The sequence below is a fragment of the Geobacter sp. OR-1 genome (assembly GCF_000813145.1).
Classification (GTDB): domain Bacteria; phylum Desulfobacterota; class Desulfuromonadia; order Geobacterales; family DSM-12255; genus Geoanaerobacter.
On record NZ_BAZF01000014.1, the window covers coordinates 39,086 to 58,191 of the forward strand.

Here is a 19,106-nt window from a genome sequence, read left to right on the forward strand (position 1 = left end):
GACTGAAGTCAAGCGGACCGGTTGTTTCTAACAACAGCCATTACACCTTTGCCAAGGCCTGATCCAGGTCATTAATAATATCATTCACGTTTTCTGTGCCGACAGACAAGCGGATAAAATCCGGTGTTACCCCGGTCATAAGCTGCTCCTCAGGAGAAAGCTGTTGATGAGTCGTGGATGCCGGATGGATTACAAGTGACTTGGAATCACCGATGTTTGCCAGTAACGAAAAGAGCTTGAGGCTGTTGATGAATAGCTTGCCCTCCTCAATCCCGCCCCCCTTGATGCCGAAGCCTACCATCGCCCCGAACAGCTCTTTACCGTGATATTTTTTCGCAACTGCATATGACGGATGATCCGGCAAACCCGGGTAATTGACCCACCCGACCTTTGGATGCGACTTCAGGAATTCTGCAACCTTGAGGGCATTGGTGCTGTGGCGCTCCATCCTGAGATGCAACGTCTCAAGCCCTTGGAGGAACAAGAATGAATTGAACGGAGAAAGGGCCGGGCCGAGATCGCGAAGAAGCTGGACACGCACCTTGATGATGTAGGCAATGTTTCCAAGGGCCTCCCAAAAGTTTATCCCATGATAAGACGGATCCGGCTCCGCAATCTGGGGAAACTTGCCGTTACCCCAATTGAAGCTGCCGCCATCGACGATCACTCCACCGATGGAGGTGCCATGGCCGCCGATGAATTTCGTGGCAGAGTGGACTACGATATCGGCTCCATGCTTCAAAGGCTGCACCAGATAGGGTGACGGGGTCGTGTTGTCGATTATCAGCGGTAGGCCTTGCTCATGGGCAATGTTTGCAACCGCCTCTATATCCAGAGTGTCAAGCTTAGGGTTACCGAGAGTTTCTGCATAAAGAAGCTTGGTCTTTGAAGTAATAGCCTTCCGAAAATTCTCGGGGTCTGCCGGATCGACAAACTTTACAGTCACCCCCAGCGTCGGAAAAGTATAGTGAAACAGGTTGTAGGTGCCACCGTACAGGCTTGTAGCAGATACTATCTCGTCTCCGGCATGAGCCAGGGTAAGAACTGCTAGAGTTATGGCCGACTGCCCGGATGCCACGGCAAGGGCAGCCACGCCACCCTCCAGTGCCGCAACGCGCTTCTCAAGCACATCGGTGGTAGGGTTCATGAGCCGGGTGTAGATATTGCCGAACTCCTGGAGGCCAAACAGACGTGCGGCATGATCGGCATCGTTGAAAACATAGGAAGTAGTCTGATAAATCGGGACGGCGCGACTGTTCGTGGTTGGGTCCGGAACCTGGCCGGCATGCAATGCAAGGGTTTCAGGCTGATAATTAGTATCTTCGCTCATTTCTTTCTCCTATTTACCTGGTATGGTATCTGTGTATTTCTATAATGTTTTTAGCGGATTGTCAATTTCATTAAATATGAATTGGGTGACTATTCAATAGTACAGTATTTCATAACGCTTCGATTGACTTTCTTGTGATTTCGACAATCTCGGCAGCGCTTTCCATACCGAACCGCAGCGGTTGCCCGATCTCGACTCTCACAATTCCCTGTTTCGGCCACGATGCCCCCCTGGGAAAGACCTTTTCCAAACCACTGATCTTTATCGGCACCACAGGAACATCAAGCTCCTTAGCCATTATCCCCAAACCCTGCCGGAACGGAAGCAGTTCGCCGGTAATCGACCGTTCGCCTTCGGGAAACACCAAGATATTTACCCCGCGATCCACCAGTTGTCCCATATAGACAAGGGAGCTGCGAAACCCTTGAGACTGGGGGAGCGGAAACAGATTAAGAGCCAAGGTACCGTAGTCGTAAGTAAAACGCTTCCATCCCTGTTGAAACAGGTTACGAAAATTCTTGAAAAAAAACTTCTGCCCAGACAGCAGTTGCCGTGTTGTATCGCCATTCGGCCGGCAATGTTCTCATGATTACCGGCTGGTCCAGATAACTCATATGATTGGCGACAAATAGCACCGGAGATGTCACTGACGAAAGCAGTTCGACACCGCTGGTTTCAAGGGTTACAAAGGTGTTGAGCAATGGGAAATGAATCAGACGGTCGCAAATGCGACGGACTATTCGCGCCGGAACGCTGTTGGCCCAGTAGCGGAACTGGTATAAAGATGAGGATCTTTCCCGGCGAGAGATCAGGGACCTTAAGTCACATACTCTCGTTTGAACTCCGATGAGGGCATCATCCAGATCGAGGCGAAATTCCTGTTCAATGGCATTCACCAGTTCGAGCCGCCCTATAGAGGTCATGCCGAGATTGGCTACCAGAAAGGCATCCTCGGTAACCGCCTCAGCATTGCAGCCGGTAATATTTATCAACAGACAGGTCAACCGGTCTGCAGAAGCAGACAGCTCCCCTCCCCGCCCCTCTGCTAAAACCTTTTTCACCAGGAACTTCTGTACCTTCATAGTCGTGGTCTTGGGGAAATCCGGCTCCGGCCATAGAGAAAATCCGGTGATCCGCTGGAGTTCGTCAAGTCTGGAGTTGGCTTCCTGAATGACCTCTACGGGTGGCCGACCGCTGCCGTCGGCAATGAGTACGGCGTGAACTTCTTCGCCATCACCCTTGTCCAATCCGATTACGCATGCCTCCCTGACACCAGGCAAGCCGTTGAGCAACTCTTCGATCTCATCCGGATAAACATTGATACCCGCACCGGTGACTATCAGCTCTTTGAGTCTCCCCTTAAGATGTATAAACCCTCCTGAATCAAGCTCTCCAAGGTCACCGGTACGAAACCAGCCGTCTGCCATGAACGCCTGTCTCGTGGCCTCATCGTTCTGATAATAGCCAGGGGAGATATTTTCTCCTCTGGCCAGGAGTTCACCGTCATCAAACCGGATTTCGACCCCTGGCAACGGAATCCCTACCGATCCTGGCACCTGGCGTTCGAAGGTATTGGCGGCTAATACCGGGGAACACTCGGAGAGCCCATATCCTTCCACCACACGGAAACCGAGATCGGCCCAAAAGCGGAATAGATTTGGCGAAAGTGCCGCGCCACCGGATACAAACAGCTGGAAATTTTTCCCGAACTTCCTTCTGACCGGAGCCTTGAGAAAAGATTGGAGCTGAGTCGGCAGGTAGCCCGCCATTTTAAAAGCACGATCAAGGCGTTTGGCGGCCAGTTCGCGCTCTATTGAGTTTCGCAATAACTGCAATAACCTCGGGACAACAATGACTGCACAGATGTCCTCGTATGCAAATGCCTCCATTAATGCGGACGGTTTCAGGGTGCGAAGATAGACAATAGAGGAGCCGTTGGCAAGGGGGGTGAAAAATCCTCCCATCTGTTCAAACATGTGCGACAGAGGAAGACAGGAAAGGAAACGGAACTCTGCAGAGACCACCGGGACATGGAGATTCACCTGAGTAAGGTTCGCCATCAGGTTGCCGTGAGTAAGTATCACCCCCTTAGGCGCACCGGTAGTCCCGGAGGTATAGATCAATTCGGCGGTCTCGGATGGGATAGGAGTATGAATACGTTCCAATGCCGGCTGTTCGGCAGTGAGGAATGGGAGATCTTCTATGAATACCGTGGGAACGCCTTCAACCTGCTCCAATTTCCCCCTGCTCTGGATCACCAGGCTGGCCAGTGTGTGCTGCGCAATAGTACGTGCACGGTCATGGCCAGCCATAAAATCTACCGGAACAATCACCGCCCCGCGCAGTAGGCCACCCCAGAAAGCAACTCCCCACCATGGAGAGTTCGGCGCCCATAAGAGCAGGCGGTCTCCTGGCTCAACACCCCGCTTGGCAAGCCAGCCGGCCATCTTGAGTGCATAGCCATGCAGATCGGCGTAACTCATGACCCGCCGGCGAACTCCGGTTCTGAAAATAAACGCCGGGCACGTTCTCCTAGCCGGAAACGAAGTAAAAAGGTCAATGAGGGTTTTCATGGAACCAAGTGTAAAGCGTTAGCCGGTAAGCGCAATAGTCAGTATTACTTGGCTATCACTTTCATGAACTTGGCGAGATAATCCACGCCGGACCAAGCAGTAAGAATGGTTGCGATCCAGAGATAGAACATCCCAACATTGTGCATGTTCACGGTGAGAAGCGGAGAGTCGATGGAAAAGTAAGGGTGGTAGTCATAGTGGAGAAGAAGGCCGATAATTGCGACTATCTGGAAGATGGTCTTGTATTTGCCCAGGTCACTCGCCTGGATAACTATTCCTTCAGTAGATGCGATCCCTCTGAGACCGGTGATGATAATCTCACGCCCCAGGATTACCAGCACCATCCATGCCGGGACTCTGCCGAAAGGGAGAATCATGATTAGAGCTGCCATGACAATCAATTTGTCGGCGATCGGATCGAGGAATTTCCCAAAAACCGTTACAATACCCATTCGTCGGGCCAGGTAGCCATCGAGCCAGTCAGTAACCGAGGCGGCGGAAAATAATGCCGCAGCCCAAAAGCCCGCTGTCTTCGATGGTGTCAGAAGAAGCATTACCAGCAACGGAATGGCCGCTATCCTGAGAAGGGTAAGAATATTAGGTATGTTCCAAATCGGGTTGGCCTTTATGCTCATCAGACGATTAATTCCCTCTATAGTTATTTTTGTAACTCAGGACTTTTTCAACGTAATTGCGCGTTTCCGCATACGGAGGAATGCCATTGTGCTGGGCAACCTTGGATAGTCCGGCATTATATGCGGCCAGGGCAAGTGTTTCGTCACCTTTGCAGGTGTCGAGCAGAAACCGGAGATATTTGACCCCGCCCCGAATGTTCTGGGCAGGGTCAAAGGTGTCGGCAACCTTCAGGTGCTCTGCAGTTTTGGGCATGAGCTGCATCAACCCTCTGGCCCCTTTTCGGGAAACCGCATTGGGATTGTATCCGGACTCGGCATGTATTACCGCTTTCACGAGAGCCCGGTCAACCCTGTACTCCTGAGCATATCTATTAATCAAAGATTCATATTCGGCGGGATTCCCGGACAGCCTGAACGACGTGCGGAGCCGGAGATCCTTTTTAATATCGCGCATGAATATCTTGAACCGGTTATCCGTGGGAGAATCCGTAAAATGCACGACTCCTTCATTATCCTCATATCTGTAGATATCAGCATCTGCAGGTACTCCGCACATAAGGAACAATAATACTGCAAGCGATTGTGCAATAGCATATTTCATACTGGTTCTCCTGCTCAAGCGCCGCCAGGAATCACCCGGTTTGTCGATTTTAGTCTCCGATACACCGGTTTACAAGGGATTATTTGCATCTTATCGGGGAAAAAAGCCACAACCCCTTGACAACAGAGAAACAGAGGTCAATAATCGGTCCCGGTGTTCTACAGTATCTAATCGGCAGTACGGGAGAAAACATGAAACTTCAAAGTGATTTCCTGGTAATCGGCAGTGGAATAGCCGGCCTCTCATTTGCTCTTAAGGCTGCCGGGCACGGCAGCGTAGTTATAGTCACAAAACGGGAAGTGACAGAGTCAGCGACAAACTATGCCCAGGGAGGAATAGCCACAGTATTCTCCCAGGATGATACCTTTTCGGCCCACATTGATGACACGCTAGTCGCAGGTGCCGGAATCTGCCATGAAGATACGGTTAAGCTCGTAGTTGAAGAAGGCCCCCGGGTGATTCGCGAACTCATAGAATGGGGGGTTCACTTTACAACCAGTGGTGACTCATATGATCTGACTCGGGAGGGAGGACACAGCCAACGCCGGATACTTCACGCCGAGGACGTAACCGGACGGGAAATTGAGCGGGCATTGGTCGATGCTGCCCGCAAGAATCCGAACATAAAAATTCTTGAAAACCATATTGCGGTAGACCTGATTACCGAATCCAAGATTACACATAAAAGAATCAAACCCAACCGCTGTCTTGGTGCTTACGTTCTAGACACAGAATCAGGTGTGGTGAAAACCTTTTCGGCAAAGATCACTTTACTGGCATCTGGTGGTGCCGGCAAGGTATACCTCTATACATGCAACCCGGACGTTGCAACAGGAGATGGCGTGGCCATGGCCTACCGAGCAGGCGCCACCATCGCCAACATGGAATTCATGCAGTTCCACCCCACAACCCTTTTCCATCCACATGCCAAGTCCTTCCTGATCTCTGAGGCTGTTCGCGGTGAAGGGGCCATTCTCCGCAGACGTGACGGAACCGCATTTATGGAGAAATATCATCATCTGAAAGATTTGGCGCCCAGGGATATTGTGGCCCGTGCGATCGACAATGAGATGAAAATAAACGGCGACGACTGCGTTTACCTTGATATTACCCATAAGGACCCGGAATATGTCAGGACGCGTTTCCCCAATATTTACCAGACCTGCCTTGAGTATGGACTTGATATGACCACGTCGCCGTTGCCGGTGGTGCCTGCAGCCCATTACCTTTGCGGCGGCATAGCAGTAAATGGCGATGCAGAAAGTGACATAAAACATCTGTATGCCATTGGCGAAGTAGCATTTACAGGACTTCACGGCGCCAACCGCCTTGCCAGCAACTCGTTGCTGGAGGCAGCGGTATTTGCCGGCAGGGCTTACCAACACGCAAGCTCCGTACTCCCAGATATCTGTCACTCTGATCTTGATGTACCAGAGTGGGATAGCGGTACTGCCACCGACAGTGACGAAATGGTCGTTGTTTCACAGAACTGGGACGAAATCCGGCGCAGCATGTGGAATTTTGTCGGGATTGTCCGCTCCAATAAACGGCTGGAACGCGCCCTCAACAGGATCAGGCTTATTCAAGAGGAGATTGACGATTACTACTGGGACTTCAAGATAACCTCGGATCTGATCGAACTCAGAAATATTGCGACGGTAGCGGAGCTTATCATCCTCTGCGCGCAGCAAAGAAAAGAATCTCGTGGACTTCACTGCACCATAGACTATCCGGAGCGTGACGATATCCACTGGAAGAAAGACTCATTTGTCAGGAAACAGTTTTGATCCCCAAGCAGGATACCGCCCCTAATTTCTGGGGAGAACTAAAACGATTACGGGATTATCATGAGCATTGACGAAATAAGAAAACGTATTGATTTGATGGATGACGTTCTGCTCAGAATTTTCAATGAACGCGCCCGCCTTGCGCTCCAGATCGGTCATATTAAGAAGGATCTCGGACTCCCGGTTTACGACCCGGCAAGGGAAAAACGGATTTTTATCCGCATGAAAGGAGAAAATCCGGGGCCTCTCGACGATGGCGCCATAGTCAGGTTGTTTGAGAGAGTTGTCGACGAATCGCGAAGACTCGAAAGGATCATGTCTCAATCGGAAGGAAATGAAGAATGCTGATAATAACTAAAATAAATGCATCAGAAGAATCGCTCGACGAAATAAAAGAATATCTGATTAATAAAGGGTTTGACATCCACCAGTCAACCGGGGCAAACAGAACGATAATTGGCGTCATTGGTGACACGGAATCACTGGATGAGCAGCAGATCGAAAGCATGCCGGGCGTCAGCCAGGTGGTGAGAATAAAGAAAGATCCCAAGGAATGACCTTTCCTGCCATCGATCCGGTATTCCTCCGCATTGGTCCGCTGGAGATGCGATGGTACGGGCTTATGTATATCCTTGCATTCACAGCTGCCTATTTCATCATCGGATACGCCGTAAAAAATAGGAATATATCTCTCTCAAAAGACGGAGTAACTGATCTCGTTTTTGCCGTTGCAGTCGGAATAATCGTTGGCGGCAGATTGGGCTATATCCTTTTCTACAATCTAGGCTACTACCTCGCCAATCCCTTGAAACTGCTCGCTGTATGGGAAGGCGGGATGTCGTTTCATGGCGGTTTTGCCGGTGCTGTGATCAGCGGCATCCTATTTTGTCGCAAGCGCAAGCTGAATTTCCTGGAAATTGCTGATATTGGTTTCCTTACGGCACCAATAGGCCTGATGTTCGGCAGGATCGGTAACTTCATAAACGGTGAACTGTACGGCAGGGTTACAGACATGCATTGGGGGATTGTTTTCCCCGGGGGTGGAAATCTGCCCAGGCATCCGTCACAACTGTACGAATCTTTCCTTGAAGGGCCAGCGACATTTTTGCTGATCTGGCTTATTTGGCGGGGAAAACGACCTGCTGGCTCGGTATTATGCGGATTTATTGCCTGTTACGGTATGTTTCGCACAATAGTTGAATTTTATCGGGAACCTGACCAGCAGATAGGATACATTGCCGGAATTTTCTCGATGGGCCAGATGTTAAGCCTGCCCATGTTCATTGCCGGAACCGCTATGTTTATCCATCTCAACAGAAAAACGCCGCCGTCATTGAAGGGGGCTACATCGACGTAGGCCTTGATTCACTGAAGTTTTTTCGTCATCTCAAGAATATTGCCGCCTTTCATAGTCCGATAGCAAACCGAGTCCATTAATGATCGGATCAGCGAGATCCCTCTTCCCCGATCTTCAAGAATATTCTCGGCATTGGGAGTTGGTATGTTGTTTATATCGAATCCCTGCCCACTGTCGTGCACCTGGATGACCAGTTCGTCCGCCTCAAAAAAGATCACAACCCTGACTATTTTGTCAGGGTCACTTGCATTGGCGTGCCTAATGGCGTTGGCCATTGCTTCGGTAAGCACCAGATTGATGTGATAGGCAAGCGTCTCCCTGTCTCCACTGTATCGGTACAGTTCATTGGCGATATCTTCGCCGATCTTCCCAATCAGACTGAGATAGCGTGTCTGGTTGGGAACCTTTATATCAACCTGGATTTTTTTCTCTTCCATTTCATCCTCTTTTTCAGAAGGTTTCCAAGGCCTCTTCAGAAGAGGTGAATATCTCGAAAACTCGGTGGAGTCTGGTCAACTCGAACATTGACTTGACCTGCGGCTGAAGTCCGGAAAGCTTCAAGTTACCCTGGTGAGAGATAGCATTTTTAAAGCCGGAGACAAGCGCCCCGAGACCGGAACTGTCTATGAATCTGACATCTTTCAGATCCACAAGGATGCTTTTTTCCTTTCCTTCAAAAAGTGACGCCAATTCTGTCTTAAGATCTCCGGAATTATGGGCATCAAGCCGTTCTTCCCTGACATAGAGGATAGTAACGTCCTTCTTCTTCTCACTTAACATATTCATGTGGCACTCCCGTAATTGGTTAATATGTTTTCAATTATCTCAAATATTATCAAAGATAGTCACAAGCACAATACTCTGGGACTATTTTCCGGTAAGCAAGGCAGTCATTCAACCTTCATGACTATCACTGAAACATCGTCGACGAACGCATTCTCCTCACCGAAATTTCGCGCCGCCTGCAGAATGCCGTCAAGAATTTCTTCAGGCCCTTGGCTCCTCAATGAGGAAACAAGGGTTGCAAGCCGCTCAATCCCAAACAGTTCGCCGTCACCTCTTGAGACCTCAGTGACACCGTCCGTGTAAAGAACAATCACGTCTCCACTGATGAGCGAAATCGTCTTTTCTTCAAATGCCATTTCAGGGCGAACGCCTAGAATCATCCCCTCAGCATCAAGCTCTTCACACATACCGGAACTTGAGTGCACGAGAAGTGGCTGATTATGCCCGGCACTGGCATAAGTCAGGGATTTTTGTGCGCTGTCAATAGTTGCATAAAACATTGAGATGAAAAGTTCCGCTCTGGTAAGATCGTCATAGAGTAGCTTGTTCAGGGCCGTAAGTATGCCGCTTGCCCCTTCCGCCCTATGTGCCTGCGCGCGAAGCACACTCCTGGTCTCAACCATAATAAGCGCTGCACCGACACTGTGCCCGGAAACATCGGCAATGACAAGATCCAGTAACGAGGTTCCCCTTTGAAAATAATCGAAATAGTCCCCACCCACATGTGCGGCAGGCATACATCTGCTTGCCAGACGGAAACCGGCAAAGTCAGGAGGGCTGGAAGGTAGGAGCGAAACCTGTATCTGCCTGGCAAGCTCCATATCCCTGGTAACCCTGGCATTCTCAAGAATCGCCTGCTCTTTTTCCTTTCGTTCACGGTCCTTTGCTTCCCGTTCCCGCTCAATCTTAACCGCTTGTGCCAACTGGCCGGCAAGACTGCCGAGCAGTCTCAGGAACGGTTGGGTGAACATGCCTACAATCGACTGGGAAAAAACGGAAAGCATACCCAACGGCTTATCGCCTTCGGTCGCAATAGGTATATGGGCAAATGAGCGGATTCGTTCTTTCTCCATTATCTCGCGCGATTTCGGCTTGGTAATATTCCGCGTATCGTTGACAAATTGCGGCTTGTTACTGAGAAACGCTTCGCCGATATAGGTGTCAATCTCAGGGAGCCAGTCCCTTTCGACAATAGAGTTCCCGGCAAATCCGCGGAAACAGTGAACGGTGAGGACTCCGTCCTGATTGGTCAATCGAATGATCACAAGTTCAAATTTGAATTCCTGCTGAAGAAGCTCAAGCAAATCATCCATTATTATGTCAAGATCCAAGGTACGATTCATGATCTCTGAGGCTTTCAGCCTTACATAAAGTGCCTCACGACTTTCTTCCAGCGAACTCCGCACCGTGCTGAACGCATCATAGACTGATTCCATTCTGGAGCCGATGTCGGATAGATAGCTTTCAACAATAGCGCCTGCCGCTGCCGCACCTACTGAACCCGCAAGAGTGAGCTCAATGAATCGCTTCAGATTGGGGAGTTCAAACTCCGACACCATCCCTTTTTCGTCTATTTCACGGTCACCCATGTACTCACTTATTGCTAAATGTGCCTGTTCCTGACCAATGAATTTTGAGAGCAGGGAAACAAACTCAACTATTGTGATCGGTTTTGAAAGGCGTTTGGTCTCCGGTAGGCCACGATCAATATCCAGTTCGAACACATCTACAAACTTACCAACCTGCTCGCGTTCGGTCTCACCCTGCCCAAGAAGTATCGAGCAGACAAGATAACCGCCCAGATTGAAAAGGATGCTCCAGAATATGCAGTGAGACCAGATGTCGATACCTGTGAGCCCGAACAGTTCTGTCGGTTTGAGCAGTGATATACCGTATGGCCCGCGCTCAAGGATATCGGTATGCAACCATCCGGATTTGATCAGTGACGGCAGAAGCAGGGTATAAAACCATGTCACGAATCCGAGCAGAATACCGCTGATGGCGCCGGCCTTGTTAGCGCGGTGCCAGTACAACCCGCCGATCAGGGCTGGCCCAAACTGCGCCGCGGCAGCAAAAGAGATCAGCCCCATATTGACCAGCATGTATGTCTCACCAAGAATTTGCTGATACGCATAACCAAGCAGAACCACCAGAAAAATGCCGCACCGTTTCAGGTTGATCAACAGAAAGGGGAACCAGTTGCGAGGTTCAAGCCGTACTATAATTGGCATTACCAGGTGGTTCAGGAGCATGGTCGAAATGGCCACTGATTCCAACATTACCATCCCTGCAGCAGCCGAGAATCCTCCCAGGAAGGCAACAAGTGCGAGCCAGTTATGACCGGCGTTAAGAGGAAGAGTCAACACAAAGAAATCTGCTCCCTGACTCCCACCGGTAGCAAGAATCCCGGCAAATGCCATCGGCAGCACAAACAGATTAATCACAAACATGTATGCAGGAAAAAGCCACATCGCTTTTTTGATATGCTCTTCTGATGAGTTCTCTATAACCATGACATGAAACTGGCGGGGGAGAAACATTACCGCCCCCATGGAAAGATACAGCATCGTAAACCATGTAAGTGACGAATTTTCCTTTGATGAACCGAAGGTGGTCAACTGGTCGAAAAACTTTGGATCGCGGGCGGTCATTGCCGAAAATATGTCAGCGACACCATCGTACATCGAGTAGCAGACAAACAATCCAACTGCCAGGAAAGATAAAAGCTTAACCATTGACTCAACGGCAATTGCCGCCACGAGCCCCTCATGCCGCTCGGACGAGACCAGATGTCTGGCTCCGAAGATGACCCCGAACAACCCGAGAACAAGGGCGGCAATAATCCCCGAATGCTGCTGCCCCGGAATGGTCCTGTGAAGAGCCGGCGCCTGTTGATGAATGTAAGTAGCAAGGATGCTGAACGTAGTCGAAACTGCCTTGAGTTGCAGAGCAATGTAAGGAATTATCCCCAGCAGGGCAATCAGTGTCACCAGCGCTCCAAGCCACTGAGACTTGCCGTAACGCGAGCTTATAAAATCGGCTATGGAAGTGATGTTGTTTTCTTTGGTTATCCTGACGATTTTTCTTAAGACAAACCACCAGGAAAAAGCGGCGAGTGATGGCCCAAGGTAGATAAGGAGAAAATCCAGACCAGTTGTGGCTGCTTTGCCGACGCTGCCGTAAAATGTCCATGAAGTCGCGTAGATTGCAATGGAGAGGGAATAGATGAAAGGATTGGATATTATACTCCTCCCCAGCTCTCTTCTGCCGTCGGCATAATATGCGACCATAAACAGCAGAAGAATGTAAAGGAAGATCACACCTATGATAAGTTCAATGCTGAGCATTTCAGAACTTACTCTTTTTCCTGGTCGTCACGGTGATCTATTGCCTTGGTGAATAAGACGATAACCACAATGGAAATCACCCATCCAATCATCAGATACAGATAAAGCAACGGATATCCTGAGAATTTGATCGGTTTATCGAAAATGCTGATAAACGGATAGTTCATCATTATTATCCCCAGAATAAAGAATATTACCCACGACTCCCGGAGTCGAAGGCGGAGAAGTATACTTTTCTTGACCTTGGGCCACATCATGGAATTACCCCGAGCCGGGCGAGCACTGCATCAACCCCCTCCCATATCGTCCCGGAAGTTTTTACTGCCAGATAAGGCTCAGTGAGCTGATCAGGCCACTCAAAACCTGCTCGAATTTGCGCGTAGATCCCCGTGCGCCCGTCGGAAAACCTGTCGGGGTGCTCCTCTCGGGCTGAAAGTCGCGTGAGAATCATCTCTTCGGAGGCATCGGTAAATATCAGACAGAGAGCTGCCCCTGCAGCTGCAGCTCCCTGCCGAAACTCTTCCCGGTCGGAAACCCGGCGAAATGTCGCATCCACAATGACGCTTTTCCCGCTTTGCAAATATCCGAGAGCGCGATGCAACATCTCCCCATATGTTGCCACATCCACCTCTTGGGAATAAATACCCTGGGCAAATTCCTGATCTCTGATATTCATGGGGTTAAAGAGTTCCTTCCGCAAACGATCGGTCGAGAGAACTTCCACACCGAGCTCCCGTCCGAGATTGCGAGCCAAGGTACTTTTGCCGCTTCCTATCATGCCACCAACCATGATCAGCGTCAGCGGTAAAGCGCTACGGAGAACGTATCCCCTTGCCAGCCGGAAATAGGCGATCGAAGACTCCCGCGCAGTTTCCCTTTCGTGCTGTGAAATTGCGGCATCTCTCATCGCAAGGCCTGCAACTTTCCCCCGGACAAACGCCCTGTAAACCTTGTAAAATTCCACGATCGGCAGGCAAGCAAAATCGCTCGTCTGTCGGCAATACTCATCTAGAAATATTCGGCCAAGATCGGAACGGAAATGGAAATCCAGGTCCATCAGCAAGAATGCAATATCCGAAGCGGTATCGATATATCGAAAACTGGTGTTGAACTCGATGCAATCAAAGATCCAGACGTCTTCCCCAACGCATATGTTGCCGAGATGCAGGTCGCCGTCGCAATCACGAATGAATCCCCCGTCAATGCGATCGGCAAATAGTTGAGGATTCACGGTCAGGAATCGCTTTACCCATTCTTTCAATATGGCGATATCTTCACCGGAAACTGTTTCTCCGATAAATTGCGCCGCTAGATTGAAATTTTCATCCCAGGTCCGCGTAATGGAATCGGTCGCTCCAAACCTGCTTATTTCCGCGTTCCTTTCTGTGGATAAATGAAATTGCGCCACCTTGGACGCAATATGGAGGAGATCCGTCTCTGTTACTTCACCTGTTTCCACCAGGCAATCGAGCATTCTCTCCTCAGGGAGTCTGCGCATTTTTACTGCATAGTCTATAATCTGACCGTCTCCGGAAAACGTGGCGCCTTCGATGTTTTGCCTGACTTCCACAACGCCAAGATACACATCCGGCGACAACCGCCGATTCAATCTGACCTCTTCCTCGCAATAAAACCGCCTGCGGTCAACCGAAGTAAAATTAAGGAATCCGAAATCAACCGGCTTTTTGATCTTATAGACATGACAATCCGTAAAGAAGAGATAGGAGATATGAGTCTGCCTTAAAGCAACTTTCTGCGTGAAGTCATCAAAGGCTTCTGGCCGCAACAGCGATTGAAGAAGAATGTGGTCCATTCCCTCTCCGCAATAATTAAAATTGACTGCTGGAACTTTAGCATACGGCTCCATAAAGGCAAGCTTGACGCGGAGTTATTTGATTTGACGCCCCTATATAATTATGCTATTTTTTTCTTTTATGAAAAGGGATGATTTTTCGCCCAGTTCCCCTTCTCGTCTAATTTATTTCCATATAAAACGTAACGGCTCATCGGATCTCAAGTCATACGGATTTGGGTTCCCGGACAATATTTTTTCAGGTTACCAGATGATACCAACCAGAATTCTTGCCATCCTTGTCGTGAGCGCCATTTTACCCGCCTGCGCCACAACAAAGCCGGTTCCCATAGCCAATACTCCACGTAACCATGCCTACATAGCCGATTCTCGGGCAATGTATCTTTTCTCGCAAGCCCGGATAAGTACCATTGAAGGTGACTATGAAGGCGCTCTCGCACTGCTCAGGGCTGCGGCAGAGAGTGATCCTCAGGGAGTGTACATTCATACCTCAATGGCCGGTGTATACCTTAAAATGAACAACCTCCCGGCAGCACTCGAAGAATGCGAAAACGCCATTGGTATTGATCCGAAAAATTTCCAAGCACACCAGTTGGCAGGCAATATCCTCGCCGCCATGAAACGGGATAAAGAGGCGGCTGAACAGTTCAAACAGGCTATTGAAATTAACGACAAGAAAGAAGAGCTATACCTGCATCTTGCAGTTTCATACGTAAAATCATTCGAATATGAAGAAGCTGTAAACATCCTAAAGAAGCTCATCGCCGTCGCTCCCGACAATGCCTTCGGATATTACTACCTTGGCAAGGCTTACGATCAGATGAAACTCCATCGCGAATCGCCCCAGTATTATCGGAAGGCGATCGAACTCAAGCCGGATTTTGACCAGGCAAGGATCGATCTTGCCGTCTCCCTCGAATCTCAAGGACTTACAGGCGAAGCAATTGCGGCATATCGGGAACTCCTTGAAGAGAACCCCAAGAATTCATCTATTTCCCAGCATCTGATTCAACTGCTTATTCAGCAGCGAAGGCTCGAAGATGCCTTGACACTGCTAAAAAAGTTTGACGAAAACAATCTAATGGGGCTGGAGACAAAGAGAAAAATCGGCCTTATAAATCTCGAACTCGAACGATACGACGAAGCAATCAGCATTTTTGAAACAATCCTCAAGCAGGAACCAGAGGCGCACCAGATCCGTTATTATATCGGCAACGCTTACGAAGAGAAGGGAAACCGTGACCAGGCAATTGCCGAATACTCGAAAATCCCTCCAACAGCCTTCAACTACTTTGAAGCAGTTGGACATATTGCTTTCCTGTACCGCGACAAAGGTGATGTAGAGTTCGCAATTTCATACCTGAAAGAGATCATCAGCCGCAGGCCGGAACGTCTTGAACCATACCTGTTTCTTTCTGGAATTTATGAGTCGCAGAACAGGTTCAAAGATGGCTTGGCAATCCTTACCGGCATAGAAGCCAAGTTTCCCGACGATCCGGCACTCCAGTTCCGCCTGGGAGTCCTTTTTGACAAGCAGGGGGAAAAGCATGAATCAATCGCCCGGATGAAACGAGTCCTTGCTCTGACCCCGGATGATCCTCAGGCACTCAACTATCTCGGTTATACATATGCAGAAATGGGTGAATCCCTGGAAGAGGGGTTGCAACTTTTAAAGAAAGCCAACTCGATACGTCCCGACGACGGCTTCATTATGGACAGTCTCGGCTGGATTTACTTCAAGCTGAAAAAATATGACGATGCCATTATTTACCTGGAAAAAGCCTATGAGATTGTTGACGATGACGCCACCATCATGAGCCACCTTGCCGATGCTTATGCGGCAAAGCGCGACTATAAGCACGCGCTGGAACTTTTCCGCAGGGTTCTGAAACTAGATTCTGAAAACCACTATGCTGCGGAGAAGATCCGGAAGATCAAAATGGAGACCGGCGAGAAATGAACCGCTGGTGGGCTTTATGCCTGCTGACGATCGCTTCTTTACTTGGATGCGTAGCAGAATCCGATCATCCGCGTGCAACAAGCAACTCTGGTCCCCCTGCTTACGGAGACAACCTGATTGTTGGCACAATAGGCGAACCTTCCAACCTGATTCCCATTCTTGCATCTGATTCAGCATCTCATGATGTCGCAGGTCTAATATATAATGGCTTATTAAAATACGACAAAAACCTCCAGCTTGTTGGGGATTTGGCAGAATCATGGCAGATTTCCAAAGACGGTCTCACTATCACCTTTCATCTGCGGAAAGGGATTAAATGGCATGACGGAGTCGAATTCAGCTCCCGCGACGTCATGTACACCTACCGAGTTACCATTGACCCCAAAACGCCCACTGCTTACGCAGAGGACTTCAAACAGGTAAAGAGCGCCTCAGCCCCTGATCCCTATACTTTCAGAGTAACGTACGACAAGCCGTTTGCTCCCGCCCTGGCATCCTGGGGGATGAATATTCTGCCTTCCCACCTCCTAGAGGGAAAAGATATTACAAAGAGCCCACTATCCCGTAAACCGGTCGGCACCGGCCCGTTCCGTTTCAAGGAATGGATTGCGGGACAACGCGTTGTCCTCGATGCCAACCGGGACTACTTTGAGGGCCGTCCATATATAGATCATTACACCTACCGGATCATTCCGGACAATTCAACTATGTATATGGAGCTGAAAGCCGGAGGCATCGACATGATGGGGCTCACTCCGGTGCAGTACCAAAGGCAGACAAACTCAAAGGACTTCCTCGTCCGCTTTTCCAAGTACCGGTACCCCTCCTCGTCTTATGTCTATCTCGGTTTCAACCTGAGGCACCCACTTTTTTCGGACAAAAGGATCAGGCAAGCAATAACCGCGGCCATAAACAAGGACGAGATCATTCACGGCGCGCTCCTCGGTATGGGACAAACGGCCCATGGCCCGTTCAAACCAGGCACATGGGCCGACAACCCCGGACAAAAGGATATCCCTTACGATCCGAGCCTCTCGATCAAGCTTCTTGCAGAAGCAGGCTGGCAGATGAACAGCGATGGGAAGCTTATTAAGAACGGAAAACCGTTTCAATTCACGATACTTACCAACCAGGGGAATGATGTCAGGCTCAAGACTGCCCAAATCATACAGCAACGGCTAAAACGGATCGGGATCGAAGTTAAAATCAGAGTGGTAGAGTGGGCTTCGCTGCTTTCCCAGTTCATAGACAAGGGGAATTTTGAAGCATTGGTCATGGGCTGGACAATTACTCCGGACCCCGACCTTTTTGACGTTTGGCACTCAAGCAAGACCGGCCCAAAGGAGTTGAACTTCGTCGGATATAAAAACCAGGAGGTAGACCGGCTAATCGAGCAGGGCAGAAGCACCTTTGATCAGGAAAAGCGCAAACAATGCTACTACAGGATACAGGAGATCCTTGTGGAAGACCAGCCATACTCATTCCTATACGTCCCCGATGCCCTTCCTGTAGTGAGCTCGAGGTTCAAAGGGATAGAGCCGGCGCCGGCCGGCATTTCGTACAATCTGATCAAGTGGTATGTACCTAAAGTGGAGCAAGCTCACTAATGGTTCACTATCTATGCAAACGCATCCTCATGCTTTTGCCCCTGATGCTTGGGATCACCCTGATCACATTTGTTGTCATTCATCTGGCACCCGGAGAGCCGGTGGAGATGCAGATGGCAATGAATCCGAAAGTTTCGGCAAAAGCAAGAGAACGGATGCGTGAATTCTACGGCCTGGACAAGCCTCTACATATTCAGTACGCAAACTGGCTCGGCAGGCTTGCGCATATGGACTTCGGCAGATCATTTGCTCCGGATAACCGGCCGGTTATTGACAAAATCAAGGAAAGACTGCCGATTACAATTTCTCTGAATCTAGTTGCACTGATCATTGAATTCGGCCTAGCTATTCCGATCGGAATTATGGCTGCTGTAAATCGGGATTCCCTGCTGGATAAAGGGATTACCATTTTTGTTTTTCTTGGATTTGCAGTGCCGACATTTTGGCTGGCGTTGCTGCTCATGTATCTATTCGGTGTCAAACTTAACTGGCTTCCGATTTCAGGGTTACATAGCCTGGGGAGTGAACAATGGGGCGCTTTACAGAGATTCTGGGACATGATGAAGCATTTGGTTCTACCGCTTGCCATTGCGTCATTTGGAAGCCTTGCAGGCCTTTCCCGTTTCATGCGTTCAACAATGCTGGAAGTTATCGGGCAGGACTACATCACTACTGCGAGGGCAAAAGGACTTAACGAGCGAACCGTTATCCTTCGTCACGGGCTCAGAAATGCGCTGCTGCCGGTCATAACCCTTCTTGGTTTCTCTCTTCCGGGCCTTATCGGCGGAAGCGTCATATTTGAAACCATCTATGCAATTCCAGGGATGGGACAGCTTTTCTACATGGGGGTCATGGCGCGTGACTATCCTCTTGTGATGGGAATTCTCGTCATTGGGGCTGGGTTGACACTGGTGGGAAACCTGCTGGCCGATATCGCATATGCGTTTGCAGACCCGAGAATAAGGACAGGAAAGAACTAGCAGTTAAATGAATCTTACTAACACAGTAAAACATGGAATTAGTGTTTTGTACCCTCATCCTTGCTAGGCACTTTTTCTTTGACAACATAGACCTGCGACGTTCCTGTCCTGCGTAGGAATTTTCCTGATAGAGTGGTTTGCCACGAAACGAGGCGGCCGGAACAGTGATCCAACCATCGCTGCGACGAAACGCAACAATTTCCCCGGACGCTATACTCGACTCAAGATGCTCCTCTTCAATGAATCTCTCACCACCTAGGTTGTCACGAACCTGTATATACACGGCGAATCTCCTAGGCAATATTTTCTGATAAAAGTATATGGGGGAAA

The 19,106-nt window shown here is 49.5% G+C and carries 18 protein-coding genes; 7 read left to right on the forward strand and 11 right to left on the reverse strand.

The genetic code is table 11. The features are described from left to right. Positions 1-40 precede the first annotated feature (40 nt). From OR1_RS14135 to OR1_RS14150, 5 genes are all read right to left on the reverse strand, one after another. Positions 41-1,330, reverse strand: a complete 1,290-nt coding sequence (locus OR1_RS14135) for a homocysteine synthase (RefSeq protein ID WP_041972549.1) — start codon at positions 1,328-1,330, stop codon at positions 41-43. Between the two features lie 109 nt (positions 1,331-1,439). Beyond that, on the reverse strand, positions 1,440-1,790 hold the full coding sequence (locus OR1_RS22835) for a lysophospholipid acyltransferase family protein (protein WP_237754306.1): 351 nt from the start codon (positions 1,788-1,790) through the stop codon (positions 1,440-1,442). 46 nt (positions 1,791-1,836) lie between these two features. Beyond that, positions 1,837-3,813, reverse strand: a complete 1,977-nt coding sequence (locus tag OR1_RS14140; RefSeq protein ID WP_237754307.1) for an AMP-binding protein — start codon at positions 3,811-3,813, stop codon at positions 1,837-1,839. Between the two features lie 134 nt (positions 3,814-3,947). After that, on the reverse strand, positions 3,948-4,538 hold the full coding sequence (pgsA, locus tag OR1_RS14145; RefSeq protein WP_041972550.1) for a CDP-diacylglycerol--glycerol-3-phosphate 3-phosphatidyltransferase: 591 nt from the start codon (positions 4,536-4,538) through the stop codon (positions 3,948-3,950). Positions 4,539-4,545: 7 nt separating this feature from the next. Continuing rightward, the gene (locus tag OR1_RS14150) at positions 4,546-5,139 is read right to left on the reverse strand and encodes a transglycosylase SLT domain-containing protein (RefSeq protein ID WP_041972551.1); all 594 of its coding nucleotides are present in this window, start codon (positions 5,137-5,139) and stop codon (positions 4,546-4,548) included. A 191-nt stretch (positions 5,140-5,330) separates the two neighbouring features. Between OR1_RS14150 and nadB the strand changes: the two genes are divergently transcribed. From nadB to lgt, 4 genes are read left to right on the forward strand one after another with little or no spacing between them, the layout of a single operon-like run. Next, a complete protein-coding gene (gene nadB, locus OR1_RS14155; protein WP_041972552.1) occupies positions 5,331-6,926 on the forward strand; it encodes an L-aspartate oxidase in 1,596 nt (531 codons plus the stop codon). Positions 6,927-6,986: 60 nt separating this feature from the next. After that, a complete protein-coding gene (locus OR1_RS14160; protein ID WP_041972553.1) occupies positions 6,987-7,274 on the forward strand; it encodes a chorismate mutase in 288 nt (95 codons plus the stop codon). Then, positions 7,268-7,483, forward strand: a complete 216-nt coding sequence (locus OR1_RS14165) for a hypothetical protein (protein ID WP_041972554.1) — start codon at positions 7,268-7,270, stop codon at positions 7,481-7,483. The genes OR1_RS14160 and OR1_RS14165 overlap by 7 nt, the downstream gene beginning before the upstream one ends. Beyond that, positions 7,480-8,283 carry a prolipoprotein diacylglyceryl transferase gene (gene lgt, locus OR1_RS14170; protein WP_041972555.1) on the forward strand — a complete coding sequence of 268 codons (804 nt, stop codon included), beginning with the start codon at positions 7,480-7,482 and terminating at the stop codon, positions 8,281-8,283. Before OR1_RS14165 ends, lgt begins: the two co-directional genes overlap by 4 nt. An 8-nt stretch (positions 8,284-8,291) precedes the next feature. Here the strand turns inward: lgt and OR1_RS14175 are convergent, their stop codons facing one another. From OR1_RS14175 to OR1_RS14195, 5 genes are all read right to left on the reverse strand, one after another. Next, on the reverse strand, positions 8,292-8,720 hold the full coding sequence (locus OR1_RS14175) for an ATP-binding protein (RefSeq protein ID WP_041972556.1): 429 nt from the start codon (positions 8,718-8,720) through the stop codon (positions 8,292-8,294). Positions 8,721-8,733: 13 nt separating this feature from the next. Further along, entirely contained in the window at positions 8,734-9,069 is a 336-nt protein-coding gene (locus OR1_RS14180; protein WP_041972557.1) for an STAS domain-containing protein, read from the reverse strand. 104 nt (positions 9,070-9,173) lie between these two features. Beyond that, complete coding sequence (locus OR1_RS14185; RefSeq protein ID WP_041972558.1) at positions 9,174-12,416, reverse strand: SpoIIE family protein phosphatase; 3,243 nt, start codon at positions 12,414-12,416, stop codon at positions 9,174-9,176. Between the two features lie 8 nt (positions 12,417-12,424). After that, positions 12,425-12,670 carry a hypothetical protein gene (locus OR1_RS14190; protein WP_041972611.1) on the reverse strand — a complete coding sequence of 82 codons (246 nt, stop codon included), beginning with the start codon at positions 12,668-12,670 and terminating at the stop codon, positions 12,425-12,427. Beyond that, the gene (locus tag OR1_RS14195) at positions 12,670-14,229 is read right to left on the reverse strand and encodes an AAA family ATPase (RefSeq protein WP_041972559.1); all 1,560 of its coding nucleotides are present in this window, start codon (positions 14,227-14,229) and stop codon (positions 12,670-12,672) included. The genes OR1_RS14190 and OR1_RS14195 overlap by 1 nt, the downstream gene beginning before the upstream one ends. A 250-nt stretch (positions 14,230-14,479) precedes the next feature. Here OR1_RS14195 and OR1_RS14200 point away from each other — a divergent pair, with 250 nt between their 5' ends. Genes OR1_RS14200 through OR1_RS14210 form a run of 3 tightly spaced genes read left to right on the forward strand, consistent with a single transcriptional unit; the run spans position 14,480 to position 18,776 of the window. After that, entirely contained in the window at positions 14,480-16,189 is a 1,710-nt protein-coding gene (locus OR1_RS14200; RefSeq protein ID WP_041972612.1) for a tetratricopeptide repeat protein, read from the forward strand. Then, a complete protein-coding gene (locus tag OR1_RS14205; protein WP_041972560.1) occupies positions 16,186-17,796 on the forward strand; it encodes a peptide-binding protein in 1,611 nt (536 codons plus the stop codon). Before OR1_RS14200 ends, OR1_RS14205 begins: the two co-directional genes overlap by 4 nt. Next, positions 17,796-18,776, forward strand: coding sequence for an ABC transporter permease (locus OR1_RS14210; protein ID WP_041972561.1), 981 nt, complete (start codon positions 17,796-17,798; stop codon positions 18,774-18,776). Before OR1_RS14205 ends, OR1_RS14210 begins: the two co-directional genes overlap by 1 nt. On the opposite strand, the gene OR1_RS23320 is transcribed toward OR1_RS14210, so the two are convergent. After that, positions 18,685-19,059 (reverse strand): GSU3473 family protein, encoded by a 375-nt coding sequence (locus OR1_RS23320; protein WP_370543362.1) that lies wholly within the window; start codon positions 19,057-19,059, stop codon positions 18,685-18,687. The two genes, OR1_RS14210 and OR1_RS23320, sit on opposite strands and share 92 nt — an antisense overlap. Between the last annotated feature and the right edge of the window lie 47 nt (positions 19,060-19,106).